Here is a 15939-nt window from a genome sequence, read left to right as displayed (position 1 = left end):
CCACGGGGCGCTCCGCGTCGCCGTCAGGACTCACACAGCGGGAGCCTGACGACGAAGACGGCGCCCTCGGGGTCGTTGTCCTCGACCCACACGTCGCCCCCGTAGGTCTCGACGAGCGACCGCACGAGGTACAGCCCGATCCCCGCGCCCGGGCTGTCGAGCCCCTTCTCTCCCTTCCCGAATATCTCGTCGCGCTGGTCCTTGGGGACGCCCGGCCCGTTGTCGGCGACTCGGACCTCGGCGACGCCCGCGGCCTCGTCGACGGACGCGGACACCGCCACCGTCGGCGGCGTCTTGTCGTTGTGCTGGACCGCGTTCCGCAAGAGGTTGCGGAACACGGAGCTCAGCATCTCGTCGCCGACGACCTCCACCTCGGGGTACGACCCCTCGACGGTGAAGACGGCCTCCGAGTACCCCGACCGGACCTCCTCCACCTGCTGCGAGAGGACCCGGTCGAGCGTGACTCGGCTCGGCTCGGCGTCCTCGCGGAGCATCACCTCCGCGAGGTCGCGGACCGTCGTCGTGAGCGAGACGGCGCTCTGGGTGTTGCGCTTGATCACGTCTAAGTACTTCTCCCCCTCCTCGTCGACGTGGTCGTCGAGCAGCTCGGCGTACGCCCCGACGAGCTGGAGGTCGTTGCGGATGTCGTGGCGCATCACCTGGTTCAGCAGCCGTAAGTCGTCGCGCTGGCGCTTGAGCCGCTCTTCGGGGTCCTGATCGCGGGGGGCCTCGGCCGCCCCGTCGGCGTCCACGTCGGCGTTCGCCTCCTCGCTCATACGGGACGGTACGGACCCTCGTCGCTTTTACATACCGATCCGGTGGGGGGCGCTCCGACGATAGGCTACATCCCCTCGTCGAGCAGCTCGCGGGCGACGATGTTCTTCTGGATCTCCGTGGTGCCCTCGTAGATCTGGGTGATCTTCGCGTCGCGGTAGAGCCGCTCGACGTCGTGGTCGTTGACGAAGCCGGCGCCGCCGTGGATCTGAACCGCCTCGTCGGCGACCTCGACCGCGGTCCTGGAGGCGAACTCCTTGGCCATCGACGCGAGCGCGGTGAGGTCGCCGGCCTCGTTGTCGACCGCCCACGCCGAGCGGTAGGTGAGCCAGCGCGCGGCCTCGGTGTTGGTGTGCATCTCCGCGAGCTTGTGTTTGATCGCTTGGAAGTCGGAGATGGAGCGCCCGAACTGCTCGCGCTCCTCGGCGTACTCCAGCGCCCGCTCGGCGGCGCCGCGGGCGATGCCGACGCCCTGCGCGGCGACCGCGGTGCGGGTCTCGTCGAAGAACTGCATGAGCTGTAAAAAGCCCATCCCGCGCTGGCCGATGAGGTTCTCCTCCGGGACGCGCACGTCGTCGAAGCGCAGCTCGGCGGTGTCGCTCGCGCGGATCCCGAGCTTGCCGGTTATCTTATCGCGGGTGAGCCCGTCGCGGTCGCCCTCGACGAGGATCTGCGAGTAGCCCGAGTAGCGGTCGTCGATGTCCGGGTCCGTCTCGCAGACGACGACGAAGTAGTCCGCGACGGTGCCGTTCGTGATCCACATCTTCGAGCCGTTGATCACCCACTCGTCGCCGTCCTTCTCCGCGCGGGTGGCGACGCTCGTCACGTCCGAGCCCGCCTGCGGCTCCGAGATGGCCGAGCCCATCACCGCGTCGCCCGCGGTCACCTCGGGGAGGACGCGCTCCTTCTGCGCTTCCGTGCCGAACTCCATGAGCGCCTCCGCGCCGAAGCCGGCGCTGGAGATACAGAGCCCGATGCCGGGGTCGGCCGCGAACAGCTCCTCGGTGAGGATGGCGTTCTCCAGCGACGAGTAGCCGATCCCGCCGTACTCGACCGGGACGTGCGGCGCGAGCAGCCCCATGTCGGCCGCCTCGTCCATGACCTCGTGCGGGTACGACTCCTCGACGTCGTATTCGGTCGCGACCGGTCGGATCTCCTCGTCGGCGAACTTCCGGACCTCCTCGCGCAGCTGCTTCTGCTCGTCCGTTAGCTGGAACTCCATACGCGGACTATCAGGATCGAGCGTGATAATCGTTAGCGAACGTGGAACAATCTGCGAAGAGTTGTTCGTTTAGGTTCGCAGGGGCACGGAGAGACCGCGGCGACCGACTCGTGCCCGGAGCCGCGTTGCGGGGTCAGCGACCCTCGACGAACGCGGCGATCCGGTCGGTCGCCTCCTTCAGTTCGCGCATCGAGGTGGCGTACGAGACGCGCAGGTGGCCCTCGCCGCCCGCGCCGAAGACGGATCCCGGGACGACGGCAACGCCCTCGGCCTCCAGCAACGCCTCGGCGAACGCCTCGTCGTCGCCGCCGCACTCGGGGAACGCGTAGAACGCGCCCCCCGGTTCGAACGTGTCGAGGCCCATCTCGTTGAACCGGGAGACCACGAGGCGGCGGCGGCGGTTGTACTCCTCGACCATCTCCGCGACCTCGTCGTCGCAGCGGTCCAAGGCCTCGACCGCGGCGTACTGCGGCGTCGTCGGCGCCGACAGCATCGTGTACTGGTGGATCCGGTTCATCGCGTCGATCGCGTCGGTCGGGCCCAGCGCGTACCCGAGGCGGAGCCCGGTCATCGCGTACGCCTTCGAGAACCCGTTGACGACGACGGTGCGCTCGCGCATCCCCGGCTGCGTGACGATCGAGGCATGGTCGGTGCCGTAGGTGAGCGCGGCGTATATCTCGTCGGCGACGACGCGGAGGTCCTCGTCCCGACAGAACGCCGCGACCTCGGCGAGCTGTTCGTCGGTCATCGTCGCGCCCGTCGGGTTGTTCGGGTAACAGAGCACGAGCAGGTCGGCCTCGGCGGCGCCCGCGGCCGCCAGCGACTCCCGGGTGAGCGCGAAGTCGTCCGCGGCGCGCGTCGGGACCGTCAGCCGCTCGCCGCCCGCCAGCTCGATCCCCGGGCCGTAGGAGATGTACGTCGGCTCGTGGACCGCGACGGTGTCGCCGGGGTCGACCAGCGCCCGGAAGGCGAGGTCGACCGCCTCGCTCGCGCCGGTCGTGACGAGCACCTCCGACTCGGGCTGGTACGACTGGTCGTAGCGCTCGTGGTGCGCGGCGATCCGCTCGCGGAGCGCGGCCATGCCGCGGTTCGCGGTGTAGGAGGTCTTGCCCCGCTCCAGCGAGTCGATCGCGGCGGTGCGGGCGGCCCACGGCGCCGAGAAGTCGGGCTCGCCGACCCCCAGCGAGATGACGTCGTCGCGCGCCTCCGCGAGCTCGAAGAACTTCCGGATCCCCGACTCCGGGAGGGTGCGCGCGCGGTTCGAGAGCCTCATGGCGACACGGAGAGGCGGTCGTCGTCGTCGCCGTCCTCGAACCGGATCCCGCCGTCCTTGTACGTCTCCATGATGTAGTGGGTCACCGTCTGGGTGACCTCGGGCATCGGCGCGACCTGCTCGGAGATGAACTCGGAGACGTCCTGCATCGTCTCGCCGAGCACCTCGACGGCGAAGTCGTAGTCGCCGGAGACGAGGTGTAAGGCGTCGACCGCGGGGAACTTCGCGATCCGGTCGGCCACCTGCTCGTACCCCGTCTCGCGGTCGAGCTCGACGTTGATCTCGACGACGGCGCGGATCTTCCCCTCCTCGACGCGGTCCCAGTCGACCACGGCTTGGTAGCCGTGGACGACGTTGTCCGCCTCCAGCGCGTCGATCGCGTCCGCTACCGCCGCCGCGTCGAGGCCCGTCTGGGCCGCGATGTCGTCGATGTCCTCGCGGGCGTTCCGCGCCAACACGTCGAGTACCTCGCGCTCGGCGTCCATACCCGACGATCGCGCGGGGGCGGTTTATGAGTAGCGACGGACGCAACACGGGCGAGTCCCGGGGCGGTGCCCGACGCCGTCACGGCGCGTCCGTTTCCGGCACCCTCACCGCTTTCCGAATGGCACGCGAACCGCCGCCCATGGCTTCAGACACCACCGGCAGGAGCGAGACGTTCGACATCGGCGGCGAGCTCCCGGTCAACCGGCTCGGCTTCGGCGCGATGCGGGTCACCGGCGAGGACATCATCGGGCGCCCCGACGACGAGGAGGCGGCGAAGGCGGTGCTCCGGCGGGCGGTCGACCGCGGCGTCGACTTCGTCGACACCGCCGACTCCTACGGGCCGGGCGTCTCCGAGCGGCTGATCGGCGAGGCGCTCGGCGACCCCGACGACGTGGTCGTCGCCTCGAAGGCCGGGCTGCTCCGCAACCGCGAGGGCGAGTGGCTCCCCCACGGCGACCCGGACTTCCTGAAGAATCAGGTGCTGTGTAGCCTCGACCGGCTCGGGACGGACACGATCGACCTCTATCAGTACCACCGTCCGGACCCCGACACCGACTTCGAGGACTCGGTCCACGCGTTCGCGGAGATGAAAGACGCCGGGCAGGTCGCGCACGTCGGCCTCTCGAACGTCACCGTCGAGCAGCTGGAGACGGCGCTGGAGATCGTCGACGTCGCCACCGTCCAGAACCGCTACAACGTCGGCCACCGCGACGACGAGGACGTGCTGGCCGCCTGCGAGGACCACGGCGTCGGATTCATCCCGTGGGGTCCGATGTACGCCGTCGACGACGACGAGGCCGGGCCGGTGCTCGACGAGGTCGCCGAGCGGCGGGACGCCACGCCCCAGCAGGTGTCGCTCGCGTGGCTGCTCGACCACTCCGACGTGACGCTTCCGATCCCGGGCACGTCGAGCGTCGAGCACCTCGAATCCAACCTCGCCGCTGCGGAGCTGTCGCTGACCGACGAGGACCTGACGGCGCTGAACGACGTCGACCCGCAGTAAGCGCCGAGACCCGCCCTCGTCGCTCACTCGACGGTCTCCGTCCCGGCCATCTCGGCGACCTTCAGCGCGGTCGCGACGTTGAACGCGAGTCCGAGCGGCGCGGCGGCGACCGCGGCCGCGACCGCGCCGCCCGGACCGGCGTGCGCGAGCAGGCTCACGGGGACCGAACAGACCGCCGTGACGACCGCGACGGCGAGGAAGAACCCGAGCGGTCGGTGGTCGTCGACGAGCGCCCGGGCCCGCCGCGCCGCCGACGCGATGTCTCTGTCCTCCAGCGTGAGGACGTAGGCGGTCGGGAAGTACAGGTAGGAGACGACGAGCGCCGCCAACACCGCGACCACGAACAGCGGCGGGAAGAGGAGCAGCGGGATGAAGAGACCCCCGAGCGCGACGACGACGAGCGCTTCGAGGAGGACGAACCGGACGCCGAACCGGCGGACGGCCGCGACGAAGTCGTACCGGCCGGTCGTGATCGCGGCCGCGACGCTCCCGAAGTACCCCGCGCTGAGCGCGCCGGAGACGACGACGTACGCGCCGATCACGGGGACGAGGAGCGGCAGGGGGTCGAGCGACCCGTACGGGAGCGACACCGTCACCCCGCCGCCGCGGGGCGCGTCGACGAAGCTCCAGAGGTCGTACCGGTACACCGGGAACGACGCGCGCAGGGAGAACCCGTTCGTTCGCCCCGTCGCGACGAGGTCCCGAGCGCGCAGCAGCGCCGTCGCGAGCGGAACCAGCGCGAGCGGGAGCACCCGGGGGAGCTGCGAGGCGACACGTTCGACGAGCGTGTCCGGCGGGTCGGGGGCGGCGGGACCGCTGGAGGGCTGCGACATACCGACGACTGGGCGTCGCGGAACTGAAAACGGCTTCGGCGCGAGGCGACGGAGGCGGTGCCGGCGACCGAGCTACTCGTCGAACGGGTTCGTCAGCTCGACCGTCTCCTCGCGGTCGGGACCGACGCCGACGGCGTACACCGGGGTGTCGATCTCGTCGGCGAGCAGTTCCAAGTACTCGCGGGCGGCCTCGGGGAGGGCGTCGTAGCCCGCCTCGGCGACCGCGGCCGAGTCGAACGGCTCCCACGTGTCGAGCGTCTCGTAGATCGGCTCGCACCGCTTCCACCGGTCGGTGGTGGTCGGCACGGTGTCAAGCTCCGTTCCGTCGAGCTCGTAGCCCGTACAGACCTTCAGCTCGTCGAGACCGGCGAGCACGTCGACGTGATTGACGGCGACGCCGGTGAATCCGGAGACGCGCGCGGAGTGCCGGAGCATCGGGAGGTCGAGCCAGCCGATCCGGCGCGGGCGCCCGGTGACGGTGCCGAACTCGCCGCCCTTCTCCCTGATCTCGTCGGCGAGCGCCTCCTCGTCGGCGTCGCCGTCGAGTTCGGTCGGGAGCGGGCCCTCGCCGACGCGCGAGAGGTACGCCTTCACGATCCCGACGACCTCGCCGTCGCCGACGGTCGTGACGCCGACGCCGGAGCCGACCGCGGCGGCGCCGGCCGTCGGGTTCGAGGAGGTGACGAACGGGTAGTTCCCGTGGTCGACGTCGATGTGGGTCCCCTGCGCGCCCTCGAAGACGATCGCGTCGCCCGCCTCGCGGCGGCGGTGGAGGTAGTCGGAGCAGTTGACGGTCATCCCCTCGTCGGCGAGGCGCTCGCCGATCGCGGCGAACTCCTCGTGAAGCGCGTCGACGTCGAACGCGTCGGCGCGGTCGTCGTCGGCGAGGTCGATCCCGTACACGTCCTCGACGAGCGCGCGCTTCTGCGGGACGACGTAGTCGAGCTTCTCGCGGAGCGCGTCGGGATCGAGCAGGTCCGCGACCCGGATCCCGCGGCGGCCGGCCTTGTCCTCGTAGGTCGGGCCGATGCCGCGCCCGGTCGTGCCGACCTCGTCGCCGGCGTCGTCGTCGGCCTTCACCTCCTCCTCGATGCCGTCGAGCACGCGGTGGTACGGCATGATGACGTGCGCCCGGCGGGCGACGCGCACGTCGGGGTCGAGCCCCCGCTCGCGCAGGTCGTCGATCTCGGTGAACAGCGTGCGCGGGTTGACGACGCAGCCGTTGCCCAAGACTCCGACCGTTCCCCGGACCGCGCCGCTGGGAACCAGGGAGAGCTTGTACTCCGCGCCGCCTTCGACGACGGTGTGGCCGGCGTTGTCGCCGCCCTGATAACGGACTACGACGTCCGCGTCCCCTCCCCACCGGTCGACGAGGGCGCCCTTGCCCTCGTCGCCGAGCTGGGAGCCGACGATGGTGAGTGTCATACGACCTGCCGATTCCCCGCGGGGGGTAAAACAGATTACGGTCTGTGACCGTGAGACTACCACAAACGTGGATCGAAAAGCCCGTATATCAGAGATAATACGCTTGTTCGTGTATTTACTCCCCGCACCGTTCGCGATCGGTGTTATCGTTCGCGTTCGGACCGTGCGTGTTCTCCGCTGCCGCGCCGCGATCGAACACGTTAATTACTCCCACGTGAAAGCGTGCGATCTGAGCGGGCCTCCGCGGCCGTCGACAGCAACTTTTAAACGGGGGCATGACGAGTTAACATGTGCCATGATAGATCGACTAGAGAAGGAGGTAGACATGCTGGAACGTCACCTCCAGGTCCTGCGGATGGTCATCGAAAACGAGCCGATCGGCATCGTGAAGATGTCGAACGAGACCGGCTACCCGCACCACAAAGTCCGGTACTCGCTGCGCGTCCTCGAGGAGGAGAACCTCATCGAGCCGTCCAGTCAGGGCGCCATCACCACGGAGCGCACCCACGAGTTCGTCGACGAGCTCGACGAGAAGCTCGACGAGACCGTCGATAAGCTCGGGTCCATGCGGATCGACGACGCCGCCGAGCTCGAGAACTGATCGGAACTTCGATTTCGCCCGCCGACGCACCTGCCGCGCTTCCGTTCTCCGCGAGCTACTCCCGACGCTTTCCCCGCGGTTACAGGTCGGGGACCGTCATGTGGAACCCGCCGTCGCGCGCCTCCACGAGACACAGGTGATACCCCTGCTTGCGCGAGAGCTTCACGAAGCTCGCGCGCTTCGACCGGCTGAACAGGCCCCCGCCGACCGCGTCGCTCGCTGTCTCTAGGGCCCCCGGCTCGAAGAAGCTCTCCGTCACCGCGAACGCCCCCGCGAACGTCTCGTTCGACGCCGCGATGTCGCGCCCGTTCTCGACGAGCGACTCCAGCGTCCCCTCCGCGGTCGGGTCCCGGCTGTCGTTCAGGTCCGCGACGAACAGCGGGTGGCCCATCCGGTCGCGCAACACGAGGTCGAACGCCCGCTGCTCGCGGGTCTCCTCGCCCCCCTCCCGGATCGCGATCGACACCGTCCCGCCGATCTCGGCGCGGTCGACCTCGGGGAGCGCGTCGTAGAGGTCGCGGAGCGTCCCCTCGTTGCCGGTGCCGCGGACCTCGAACGGGAGGTCTTCGACGAGCCAGCGGGTGAACCCGTACTCGATGGTGTCTTGGAGGAACTCCTCGAACGGTCGGCCGTCGACCGCGAGGCCGTCGGTCTCGAAGCTCGTGTGGTGTTCGACCCGGAGGTTCTCGCGGAGCGCCTCCCGGTCGGCGGCGCCCTCGTGGGCGTCGGCGAGCGTCGCGCCCTCCTTCGAGTCGTACCTGATGAACAGGTTGGTCCCCTCGCGCGCCTCGCCCGGCGTGAGCGTCCGCTCCGCGTCCGGGAGCCGCTCCCTGGCGTTCGAGAGCTCGTCCCGGAGCCGGTCGCGCTCCTCGCGGAGGTCCTCGACCTCGGACTCGAGCCGGTCGACCGCCTCGGCCAGCTCGTCGCGCTCCGACTCGATCTCGTCGCGCTCGGCCGCCAGGCGGTCGCGCTCGTCGGCGAGCGACTGTCGCTCCGTCTCCGTCTCCTCCAAGGCCGCCTCGAGCTTCCGCACCCGCTCGGGGTCGGCGTCGGCCGCCGCCTCGCGCTTCGACACCGCCGACGGGGTCGACGACGGCGTCTCGGTGGCGCGCGGCGAGGGCGAGCCGCCGTTCGCGTCCGATCCGCTCCGCCCGGTCCGGGCGCGGTCGTTCGCCGAACGGGAGCGCTGCGACGACGCCCCGCGCCGCCCCCCGCCGGAACGCGGCTCGCCGCCGGCCTCGGAGGGGTCGAGCGCCGGGATCGACTTCTGTTCACGCCACTCGGCCTCCTCGGAGAACACGTCGTCGGAGTTCGGGGCGTCGCCGTCCGCTGCGCCCGCGTCCGACGCGGCCGCGCCGTCGGAATCGGCCGGCGCCCGTCCCGTCCGGTCGGCGCCCGCCGCGCCGTCGCGGCCGTCCGAGTCGGCGTCACCGATCCGGACGGCGTCGGACGCCGGCCCGTCCGTCTCGTCGGCGCCGTCGCTCGGGTCCGCGCCGTCGCGGTCGCTCTCCGCGGTGCGCACGTTGACGCCGTTCGGTTCGTCCGAGCGGTTCGTCGGAGACGGCCCGTCTTCCCGCCCGCCGTCGTCGCCGGGCTCGCCGGGGGCCTCGGATTGATCGTCGGTTTCGTCGGCCTCGGGGGCGGCCCCGGGGCTCGCCGGCTCGTCGGTCAATTCGTCGGCCTCGTCGCTCGCCGCGTCGGATCCGGCGGCCGCGCCGGACTCGCCCGCGCCGTCGCCGTCCGGGAGCGGCCGGACGTCGAGGTCGACCTCGTACACCGTGTAGATCCCGACCTCGTCGGCGGCGAGGTCGAACGCGTCGTCGCCCGTCTCCAGCCGCCGGGCGTTGCCGACGTACGCCGCCGCCATCGACTCGCCGCCGGTGTAGGCGACGTAGTAGTCGCCGGAGAGGACGTTCTCCGAGAGCTCGATGTACCCGGTGAATCCCCCCTGCGAGAGCTTGCGGTCGGCCTCGTCCAGCGGCGTGTCCTTGGTGTAGTACTTCGCCCGCGGCTCGCCGCCGAGCTCCTGCATGGCGAAGAGCACGGGGAGCGCGTCGTCCGGGGCCCGATAGACGGTCCCGGAGGCCTCGGCGAAGGCGTCGAGCGCCGCGTCGACGACGCCGACGACGCGCCCGTCGACGAGGAACAGCCATCCGGTCCCGTCGGTCGCCGCCCCCGAGAACCCGTCGTCGACGACCCGCCGGAGGCCCGCGAACCCGTCGGAGAACGAGCGGTCGTCCCACTCGGCGATCGCTTCCCGTCGCTGTGCGTCCATCCTTGCGTTTACGTCGCCAACACCGACTCAAATACCTTCCGGAGCGTGAGACGGCCGTCTGACGCCGCGCGCGGCGGACCGAACCGCTCGACGGCGGGCCGGACGTCTCGGCGCGACGCCCGGCCCGGTCAGTCCGTGCCGACGGCGGCGATAGCCTCGCGGCCGAGGTCGACGACGTCGTCCGGGAGGTCGCTCGCCGCCAGCTCCGCGGCGGTGTACCAGCGCCAGCGCGCCGGGTCCACCTCGTCGTCGCCGTCGGGGGCGATCTCCCGCGAGTCGACGCGGGCGTAGTAGAGGTGGTCGACGTGCTGATGGCCCACCGACCCGTCCTCGTGGACGTTGATGTCGTGGAGCATGAGGTGGGCCGGCTCCGGGAGCCCCCGAGTGTTCGGGCCCGTGATCGCCGACTCCGTCGCGACCAGCTCGGGGGTCAGCCCCGTCTCCTCGCGGACCTCGCGCCGCGCGGCCTCGTGCGGCAGCTCGTCGCGGTCGACGTGGCCCCCGGGCGGCAGCGTGATCCCCAGCCGCTCGTGCTCGTGAAGGGCGGTCGCCCCGTCGTTGACGATGTAGGTCGTCGCCGTGAAGTGGCGAGTCGTCTCCATGGTCCCGGGTGGCGGCGCGTCGCCTTCGCGGTTTCGGCTCCCGGCGGGATGGGGACTCCGCTCGGGCGACGCGAACGCCTTTGGGGGTCCGGCGTGACCGCGTGATATGCCACCGATCAACGCGGACGAGCTGTCGTGGGCGACGGCCGACGCGGACGACGCCGCGTGGCGACGGAAGCGGCTCGGCGCCGCGGCGGGCGGCGCGGACCTCGGCTGTAGCCTCTACGAGCTGCCGCCCGGCGAGCGCTCGTGGCCGTACCACTACCACGCGGCCAACGAGGAGGCGCTGTACGTCCTCGCGGGCGAGGGGACGCTGCGGCTCGACGGCGAGGCGTACCCGCTCCGACCGGGCGAGTACGCCGCGTTCACCGCCGACGAGTCGGGCGCGCACCGAGTGGTGAACGACGGGGACGAGGTCCTCCGCTACCTCGTCGTCTCGACGATGCGCGAGCCCGACGTGACCGTGTACCCGGACTCGGAGAAGTTCGGCGTGTACGTCGGCGCGCCGCCCGGGGGCGACGCCGAACGGTCGCTGTCGGGGTACTACCGGATCGGCGACGACGTGGGGTACTGGGACGGCGAGGAAAGCGGGTGAACCGGCGAGCGTCCTTCGAACGCGGCGACGGGCGGCCGCGGAGCTGCGGCGTCAGTTCAGCGCGACCGAGTCCTCGGCCTCGAGGAGCTCGTGGTAACGGTTCCGGATGGTGACCTCGCTGATGTTCGCGACCTCGCTGACCTCGCTCTGGGTCACCTTCTCGTTGACGAGCAGCGAGGCGGCGTAGACGGCGGCCGCGGCGAGCCCGACCGGCGACTTGCCGGAGTGGATCCCCTGTTCCTTCGCCGTGTCGAGCAGGCTGCGGGCCCGGCGCTCGGCCTCGTCGGAGAGCCCGAGGTCGGAGGCGAACCGGGGCACGTAGCTCTCGGGGTCGGCGGGCTGGATCTCCAGCTTGAGCTCGCGAACGACGTAGCGGTACGTCCGGGCGATCTCGTCCTTCTCGACCCGGGAGACCCCCGCGATCTCGTCGAGGCTTCGCGGCGTCCCCGCCTGCCGGGCGGCGGCGTACAGCGAGGCGGTGGAGACGCCCTCGATGGAGCGGCCGGGGAGGAGGTCCTCGTCGAGCGCGCGGCGGTAGATGACCGACGCGGTCTCGCGGACGTTGTCCGGGAGCCCGAGCGCGCTCGCCATCCGGTCGATCTCGCCGAGCGCCTGCTTGAGGTTGCGCTCCTTGGAGTCGCGGGTGCGGAAGCGCTCGTTCCAGGTCCGCAGCCGCTGCATCTTCTCGCGCTGGCGGCTGGACAGCGACTTGCCGTAGGCGTCTTTGTCCTGCCAGCCGATGTTCGTCGAGAGCCCCTTGTCGTGCATCATGTTCGTCGTCGGGGCGCCGACGCGCGACTTGTTGTCCTTCTCCTTGGAGTCGAACGCGCGCCACTCCGGCCCGCGGTCGATCTCGTCCTCCTCGACGACGAGCCCGCAGTCGACGCAGACGGTCTCGCCGTGCTCCGTGTCGGTCGCTAACTGCCCGCCGCACTCGGGGCACCGCAGCTCCTCGTCTTCGGTCGTCGACTCGGTCTCGCTCTCGTCGTCGACGTTCTCGGTCGTGTACGTTCGAAGGTTCTCGCTCATTGGTTTGGTGCGTGGAGGGAACAACGAAACCGAGAGACGGGTCTCGGTGGTTTCCTCACCTTCGGGTAAGTGACCGACGCACTTAAATGTTCGCGTATCTGGCGTCGCGAGGACACGGCCGAAAACGGCGTGTAGAACCCTGTACAATTCGGAATTCTCGACGGGACCGACTGACCCGCGCTGGAAGCGCGATCGACGGCGCGAACGCGGGAGTTGGTATATAGGCGTTTCGCGCCGGACGGGGCGGCGTTCGAGGCCGCCGGCCCGCCGGTCACTCCCCGGTCGCGGCGGCCGCGACGGCGCCGGCGAGGGAGCCGAGGATCACGGCCAGCCCGGTCACCAGCGCGACGCTCGAGGCGAGGTCGGGGCCGGCGGCGACGCCGGCCGCCTCCGAGGCCGGGATCCCGTCGGCGTCGGAGATCGGTACCCGCCCGTCGGACGCGTGGCGCGTGAGCGGCACGCGGGAGAGCGCCCGCAGCGCGAGCATCGCCGGGAGGTACCCGAGCGCCGTGCCCGCGCCGGTCACGGCGCCGGCGAGCGTGTCGCCGACGCCGAGGTATCGGACGGTGGCCGCGCCGCCGAGGGCGACGACGAGCGGGACGGCCCGGAGCGGCCACAGCGCGGCGTCGGCCTGTATCAGCGGGCGCCCGAAGACGACGAGGTCCGACAGCCCGGGACCCGTCCGCGTCCGGACCCAGTGCGCGTCGAAGAGGAACCAGATCGACCCCTCGACCGCCGAGACCGGTCCCCCGACCATCCACCGGGCGACCGCCGAGTCCCCCGGCGACACGCCGGCGACCGCGAGTCCGACCCGCGTGAGCCCGAGTCCGAGCAGCGCCGCGCCGGCCCCGCAGGCGGCGGCGACGGGGAACCACCCCGCCGGGAGCGACACCAGCGAGCCGACCGTCGTTCTGCCGTCGGTCGCCATCTCGCTCCGGCGTTCCCGAGCGAGCGGGATATGTCTTCTCACGGGCCGCGGGCGGAGCGGCGATCGGTTCCGCGAGGACAACCGCTTTGGGCGTCGCGCGAGCAGCACGCCTATGAACCGAACGCGGCTCGACGACCGCCTCGCGGACCTCGACACCGACGGCTACCTCCTCGACGCCTCGCAGGAGGACGCCAACCAGCTGTACCTCTCCGGGTTCACCGGCCCCGACCCGTTCCTCACCCTCTACGCCGACGGCGAGGTCCACGTCCTCGTCAGCGGGCTGGAGTACGGCCGCGCGACGACGGAGGCGGCGGCCGACACCGTCGAACGCCACGCCGACTACGACTACGAGTACGGCGGGCGCGAGGAGCGCAACGACATGTACGCGGCGTTCGTCCGCGACAAGGGCGTCGAGTCCGTCTCGATGCCGCCGCGCGGCCCGGTCGGTACCGCGGACGCCCTCCGCGACCGCGGGATCGAGGTCGCGGTCGACGCCGACGACCGGCTCCAGGCCGTCCGCGCCGTGAAAACCGACGACGAGGTCGACGCGATCCGCGACGCGCAGAAGGCGAACGAGGCCGCGATGCGGGCCGCCGAGGAGCTGATCGCCGGCGCCGACGTGGCGGGCGAGGGCGACGACGCGGAGGCGGGCGTCCTCCTCCGCGACGGCGAGCCGCTCACCAGCGAGCGCGTGACCGAGGACATAGAGGTGACGCTGCTGCGCCACGGCTGCGCGCTCGACGAGACGATCGTCGCCGGCGGCGCGCAGGCCGCCGACCCGCACGACCGCGGCTCCGGCCCGCTCCGCGCGGACGAGGCGATCATCGTCGACATCTTCCCGCGCTCGAAGGCGTCGAAGTACAACGCCGACATGACGCGGACGTTCTGCGTCGGCGAGCCGAGCGAGACCCTCCGCGAGTGGTACGACCTCACCGAGCGCGCGCTGGGCGCCGCGCTGGACGCGGTCGAGCCGGGCGCCACGGGCGAAGAGGTCCACGCCGCCGCCTGCGAGGTGTACGAGGAGGCCGGCGAGCCGACGTTCCGCACGGACCCCGAGACCGAGACCGGGTTCATCCACTCGACCGGGCACGGGATCGGCCTCGACGTCCACGAGTCGCCGCGGCTCGCGAGCGGTGGCGAGGAGCTGGAGCCGGGCCACGTGATCACCGTCGAGCCCGGCCTCTACGACCCCGCTGTCGGCGGCGTCCGGATCGAGGACCTCGTCGTCGTCACCGAGGACGGGTACGAGAACCTCACCGACTACCCGATCGAGTTCGTCGCGGAGTGAACCGTTGCTGGGCGCCGGGGGGCGTCCCGGACCGCCGTCGGCGTCGCGCGACATCCGGCCCGTCTGACCGCGATCGGAAGCCGCTTTGACCCGTACCCGGTACGGCGACCGTGAACTGGCGGTACGAACACACGGCGCTCGCGCTCTGTACGCTCGCGTTCACCGGGACGATGGTGGCGCGGCTCGTCGTGAGCCCGCTCGTCCCGGAGATCACTGCCCGGTTCGGCGTGACGAACGGCACGGTCGGGCTCGCCTTGAGCGGGATGTGGCTCACCTACGCGCTGGCGCAGTTCCCCTCCGGCGTCCTCGGCGACCGCTACGGCGAGCGCCGCGTCATCCTCGCCGCCGTCGGCGCCACCGCGGTCGCCTCCGTCCTCCTCGCCGCGTCGCCCTCGATGCTCGCCTTCGGGCTGTTCGCAGCCGCGCTCGGCGTCGGCGCGGGCCTCCACTACTCGGTCGCGACGACGTTCCTCACCCGGCAGTTCGACGACACGGGCCGCGCCATCGGCGTCCACGTCGCCGGCGGCCCGCTCGCGGGGCTCGCCGCGCCGCCCGCCGCCGCGCTCGTCGGGTCGCGGTACGGCTGGCGCGCCGGCGTGCTCCTCGGCGCCGCGGTGGCGGTCCCCGTCTTCGTCCTGTTCGCGTGGCGGGTCCGACCGACCGAACCCCTCCGGCCGGACCAGCCGATCGGCGAGCGGTTCGCCGTCGGCCCGCTCGTCGAACTGCTCTCGCGGCCGCGGATCCTCTACACGACCGCGCTCGCGACGATGGGGGCGTTCACGTGGCAGGCGACCGCCTCGTTCCTCCCGACGTTCCTCGAGGTCGGGACCGGCCTGTCGAGCGCGCTGTCGGCGCTGCTGTTCTCCGCGTACTTCCTCGTCCACGGCGGCACCCAGCCGGTGACCGGCTCGGTGTCCGACCGGATCGGACGCGACGCCACGGCGATGGTGACGATGGGCGCCGGCGTCGTCGGCTACGGGGCCCTCGCCGCGGCCGCGACGCTCGACCTGGGCCTCCTCGTGTCGGTCCCGGCCGTTGGCCTCGTCGGCCTCGCGATGTCGTGGGGCGCGCCGATCCAGTCGCGGTTCATGGACCTGCTGTCCGACGCCGAGCGGGGCGCCGGCTTCGGGCTCGTCCGGACCGCCTACATGGTGACGGGCGCCACCGGCAGCGTCGTCGTCGGCGCCGTCTCGGACGCCGCCGGGTGGCCCGTCGCGTTCGGGCTGCTCGCGGGCGTGATGGCGCTGGGGCTGGCGACGCTGTCGGCGAACCGGCTGCTCGGGACGAAGTACTGAGCCGGAGAAAGGCGAGTCGCGAGAGCCCCGTGCCGCCTCAGAGGCGGTCGTCCTCGATGCTGCCCGGGTCCTCCGCGGTGTCGAACATGTTGTTCTCGGCGCCGTCGAGCATCTCGTCGCGGGGCTCCTCGTCGACCACGCTCACGTTGTACGCCTCGATACCGGACGCGATCAGGTCCTCCGCGGCCTGCTCCTCGGAGACGAACTCCTCGTCCGCCAGCTGCTGAAACTCCGCGTACACGTCGTCCGAGAGGTTCAGCTCGAAAGTGGGCATACCCCTCGTTCCGACCGGACGCTTTTAAATCGTTCC

16 protein-coding genes are annotated in these 15939 nt (G+C 71.3%); 5 read left to right on the top strand and 11 right to left on the bottom strand.

Going from position 1 to position 15939, the window contains the following annotated elements:
* Positions 1-23 precede the first annotated feature (23 nt).
* From AMR74_RS06345 to AMR74_RS06330, 4 genes are all read right to left on the bottom strand, one after another.
* Entirely contained in the window at positions 24-776 is a 753-nt protein-coding gene (locus AMR74_RS06345) for a sensor histidine kinase (RefSeq protein WP_053771218.1), read from the bottom strand.
* Between the two features lie 65 nt (positions 777-841).
* The gene (locus AMR74_RS06340; RefSeq protein WP_053771217.1) at positions 842-1996 is read right to left on the bottom strand and encodes an acyl-CoA dehydrogenase family protein; all 1155 of its coding nucleotides are present in this window, start codon (positions 1994-1996) and stop codon (positions 842-844) included.
* 133 nt (positions 1997-2129) lie between these two features.
* Complete coding sequence (locus AMR74_RS06335; RefSeq protein ID WP_053771216.1) at positions 2130-3269, bottom strand: pyridoxal phosphate-dependent aminotransferase; 1140 nt, start codon at positions 3267-3269, stop codon at positions 2130-2132.
* The gene (locus AMR74_RS06330; protein ID WP_053771215.1) at positions 3266-3754 is read right to left on the bottom strand and encodes an Lrp/AsnC family transcriptional regulator; all 489 of its coding nucleotides are present in this window, start codon (positions 3752-3754) and stop codon (positions 3266-3268) included. Before AMR74_RS06330 ends, AMR74_RS06335 begins: the two co-directional genes overlap by 4 nt.
* A gap of 140 nt (positions 3755-3894) precedes the next feature.
* Here AMR74_RS06330 and AMR74_RS06325 point away from each other — a divergent pair, with 140 nt between their 5' ends.
* A complete protein-coding gene (locus AMR74_RS06325; RefSeq protein ID WP_053771214.1) occupies positions 3895-4758 on the top strand; it encodes an aldo/keto reductase in 864 nt (287 codons plus the stop codon).
* A gap of 23 nt (positions 4759-4781) precedes the next feature.
* Here the strand turns inward: AMR74_RS06325 and AMR74_RS06320 are convergent, their stop codons facing one another.
* Positions 4782-5591, bottom strand: coding sequence for a hypothetical protein (locus AMR74_RS06320; RefSeq protein ID WP_053771213.1), 810 nt, complete (start codon positions 5589-5591; stop codon positions 4782-4784).
* A 72-nt stretch (positions 5592-5663) separates the two neighbouring features.
* The gene (locus AMR74_RS06315; RefSeq protein ID WP_053771212.1) at positions 5664-7016 is read right to left on the bottom strand and encodes an adenylosuccinate synthase; all 1353 of its coding nucleotides are present in this window, start codon (positions 7014-7016) and stop codon (positions 5664-5666) included.
* Positions 7017-7311: 295 nt separating this feature from the next.
* Here AMR74_RS06315 and AMR74_RS06310 point away from each other — a divergent pair, with 295 nt between their 5' ends.
* Positions 7312-7617, top strand: a complete 306-nt coding sequence (locus tag AMR74_RS06310; RefSeq protein ID WP_004045854.1) for a hypothetical protein — start codon at positions 7312-7314, stop codon at positions 7615-7617.
* A gap of 79 nt (positions 7618-7696) precedes the next feature.
* Here the strand turns inward: AMR74_RS06310 and AMR74_RS06305 are convergent, their stop codons facing one another.
* Entirely contained in the window at positions 7697-9892 is a 2196-nt protein-coding gene (locus AMR74_RS06305; protein ID WP_053771211.1) for a DUF7527 domain-containing protein, read from the bottom strand.
* Positions 9893-10020: 128 nt separating this feature from the next.
* On the bottom strand, positions 10021-10494 hold the full coding sequence (locus AMR74_RS06300) for an NUDIX hydrolase (protein WP_053771210.1): 474 nt from the start codon (positions 10492-10494) through the stop codon (positions 10021-10023).
* Between the two features lie 106 nt (positions 10495-10600).
* Here AMR74_RS06300 and AMR74_RS06295 point away from each other — a divergent pair, with 106 nt between their 5' ends.
* Positions 10601-11089, top strand: a complete 489-nt coding sequence (locus AMR74_RS06295) for a cupin domain-containing protein (RefSeq protein ID WP_053771209.1) — start codon at positions 10601-10603, stop codon at positions 11087-11089.
* Between the two features lie 51 nt (positions 11090-11140).
* Here the strand turns inward: AMR74_RS06295 and AMR74_RS06290 are convergent, their stop codons facing one another.
* Positions 11141-12118, bottom strand: coding sequence for a transcription initiation factor IIB (locus AMR74_RS06290; protein ID WP_053771208.1), 978 nt, complete (start codon positions 12116-12118; stop codon positions 11141-11143).
* Positions 12119-12389: 271 nt separating this feature from the next.
* Positions 12390-13046 (bottom strand): hypothetical protein, encoded by a 657-nt coding sequence (locus AMR74_RS06285; RefSeq protein WP_053771207.1) that lies wholly within the window; start codon positions 13044-13046, stop codon positions 12390-12392.
* Between the two features lie 112 nt (positions 13047-13158).
* On the opposite strand from AMR74_RS06285, the gene AMR74_RS06280 reads away from it, so the two are divergent.
* Both AMR74_RS06280 and AMR74_RS06275 read left to right on the top strand, forming a co-directional pair.
* The gene (locus tag AMR74_RS06280; protein ID WP_053771206.1) at positions 13159-14334 is read left to right on the top strand and encodes a M24 family metallopeptidase; all 1176 of its coding nucleotides are present in this window, start codon (positions 13159-13161) and stop codon (positions 14332-14334) included.
* Positions 14335-14444: 110 nt separating this feature from the next.
* On the top strand, positions 14445-15629 hold the full coding sequence (locus tag AMR74_RS06275) for an MFS transporter (protein ID WP_053771205.1): 1185 nt from the start codon (positions 14445-14447) through the stop codon (positions 15627-15629).
* 37 nt (positions 15630-15666) lie between these two features.
* Here the strand turns inward: AMR74_RS06275 and AMR74_RS06270 are convergent, their stop codons facing one another.
* On the bottom strand, positions 15667-15903 hold the full coding sequence (locus AMR74_RS06270) for a hypothetical protein (protein WP_053771204.1): 237 nt from the start codon (positions 15901-15903) through the stop codon (positions 15667-15669).
* Positions 15904-15939 lie beyond the last annotated feature (36 nt).

Source organism: Halorubrum tropicale (assembly GCF_001280455.1).
Taxonomy (GTDB): Archaea; Halobacteriota; Halobacteria; order Halobacteriales; family Haloferacaceae; genus Halorubrum; species Halorubrum tropicale.
Note: the sequence above shows the minus strand (reverse complement) of the source record. Positions and strands in the feature narration are given on the sequence as shown.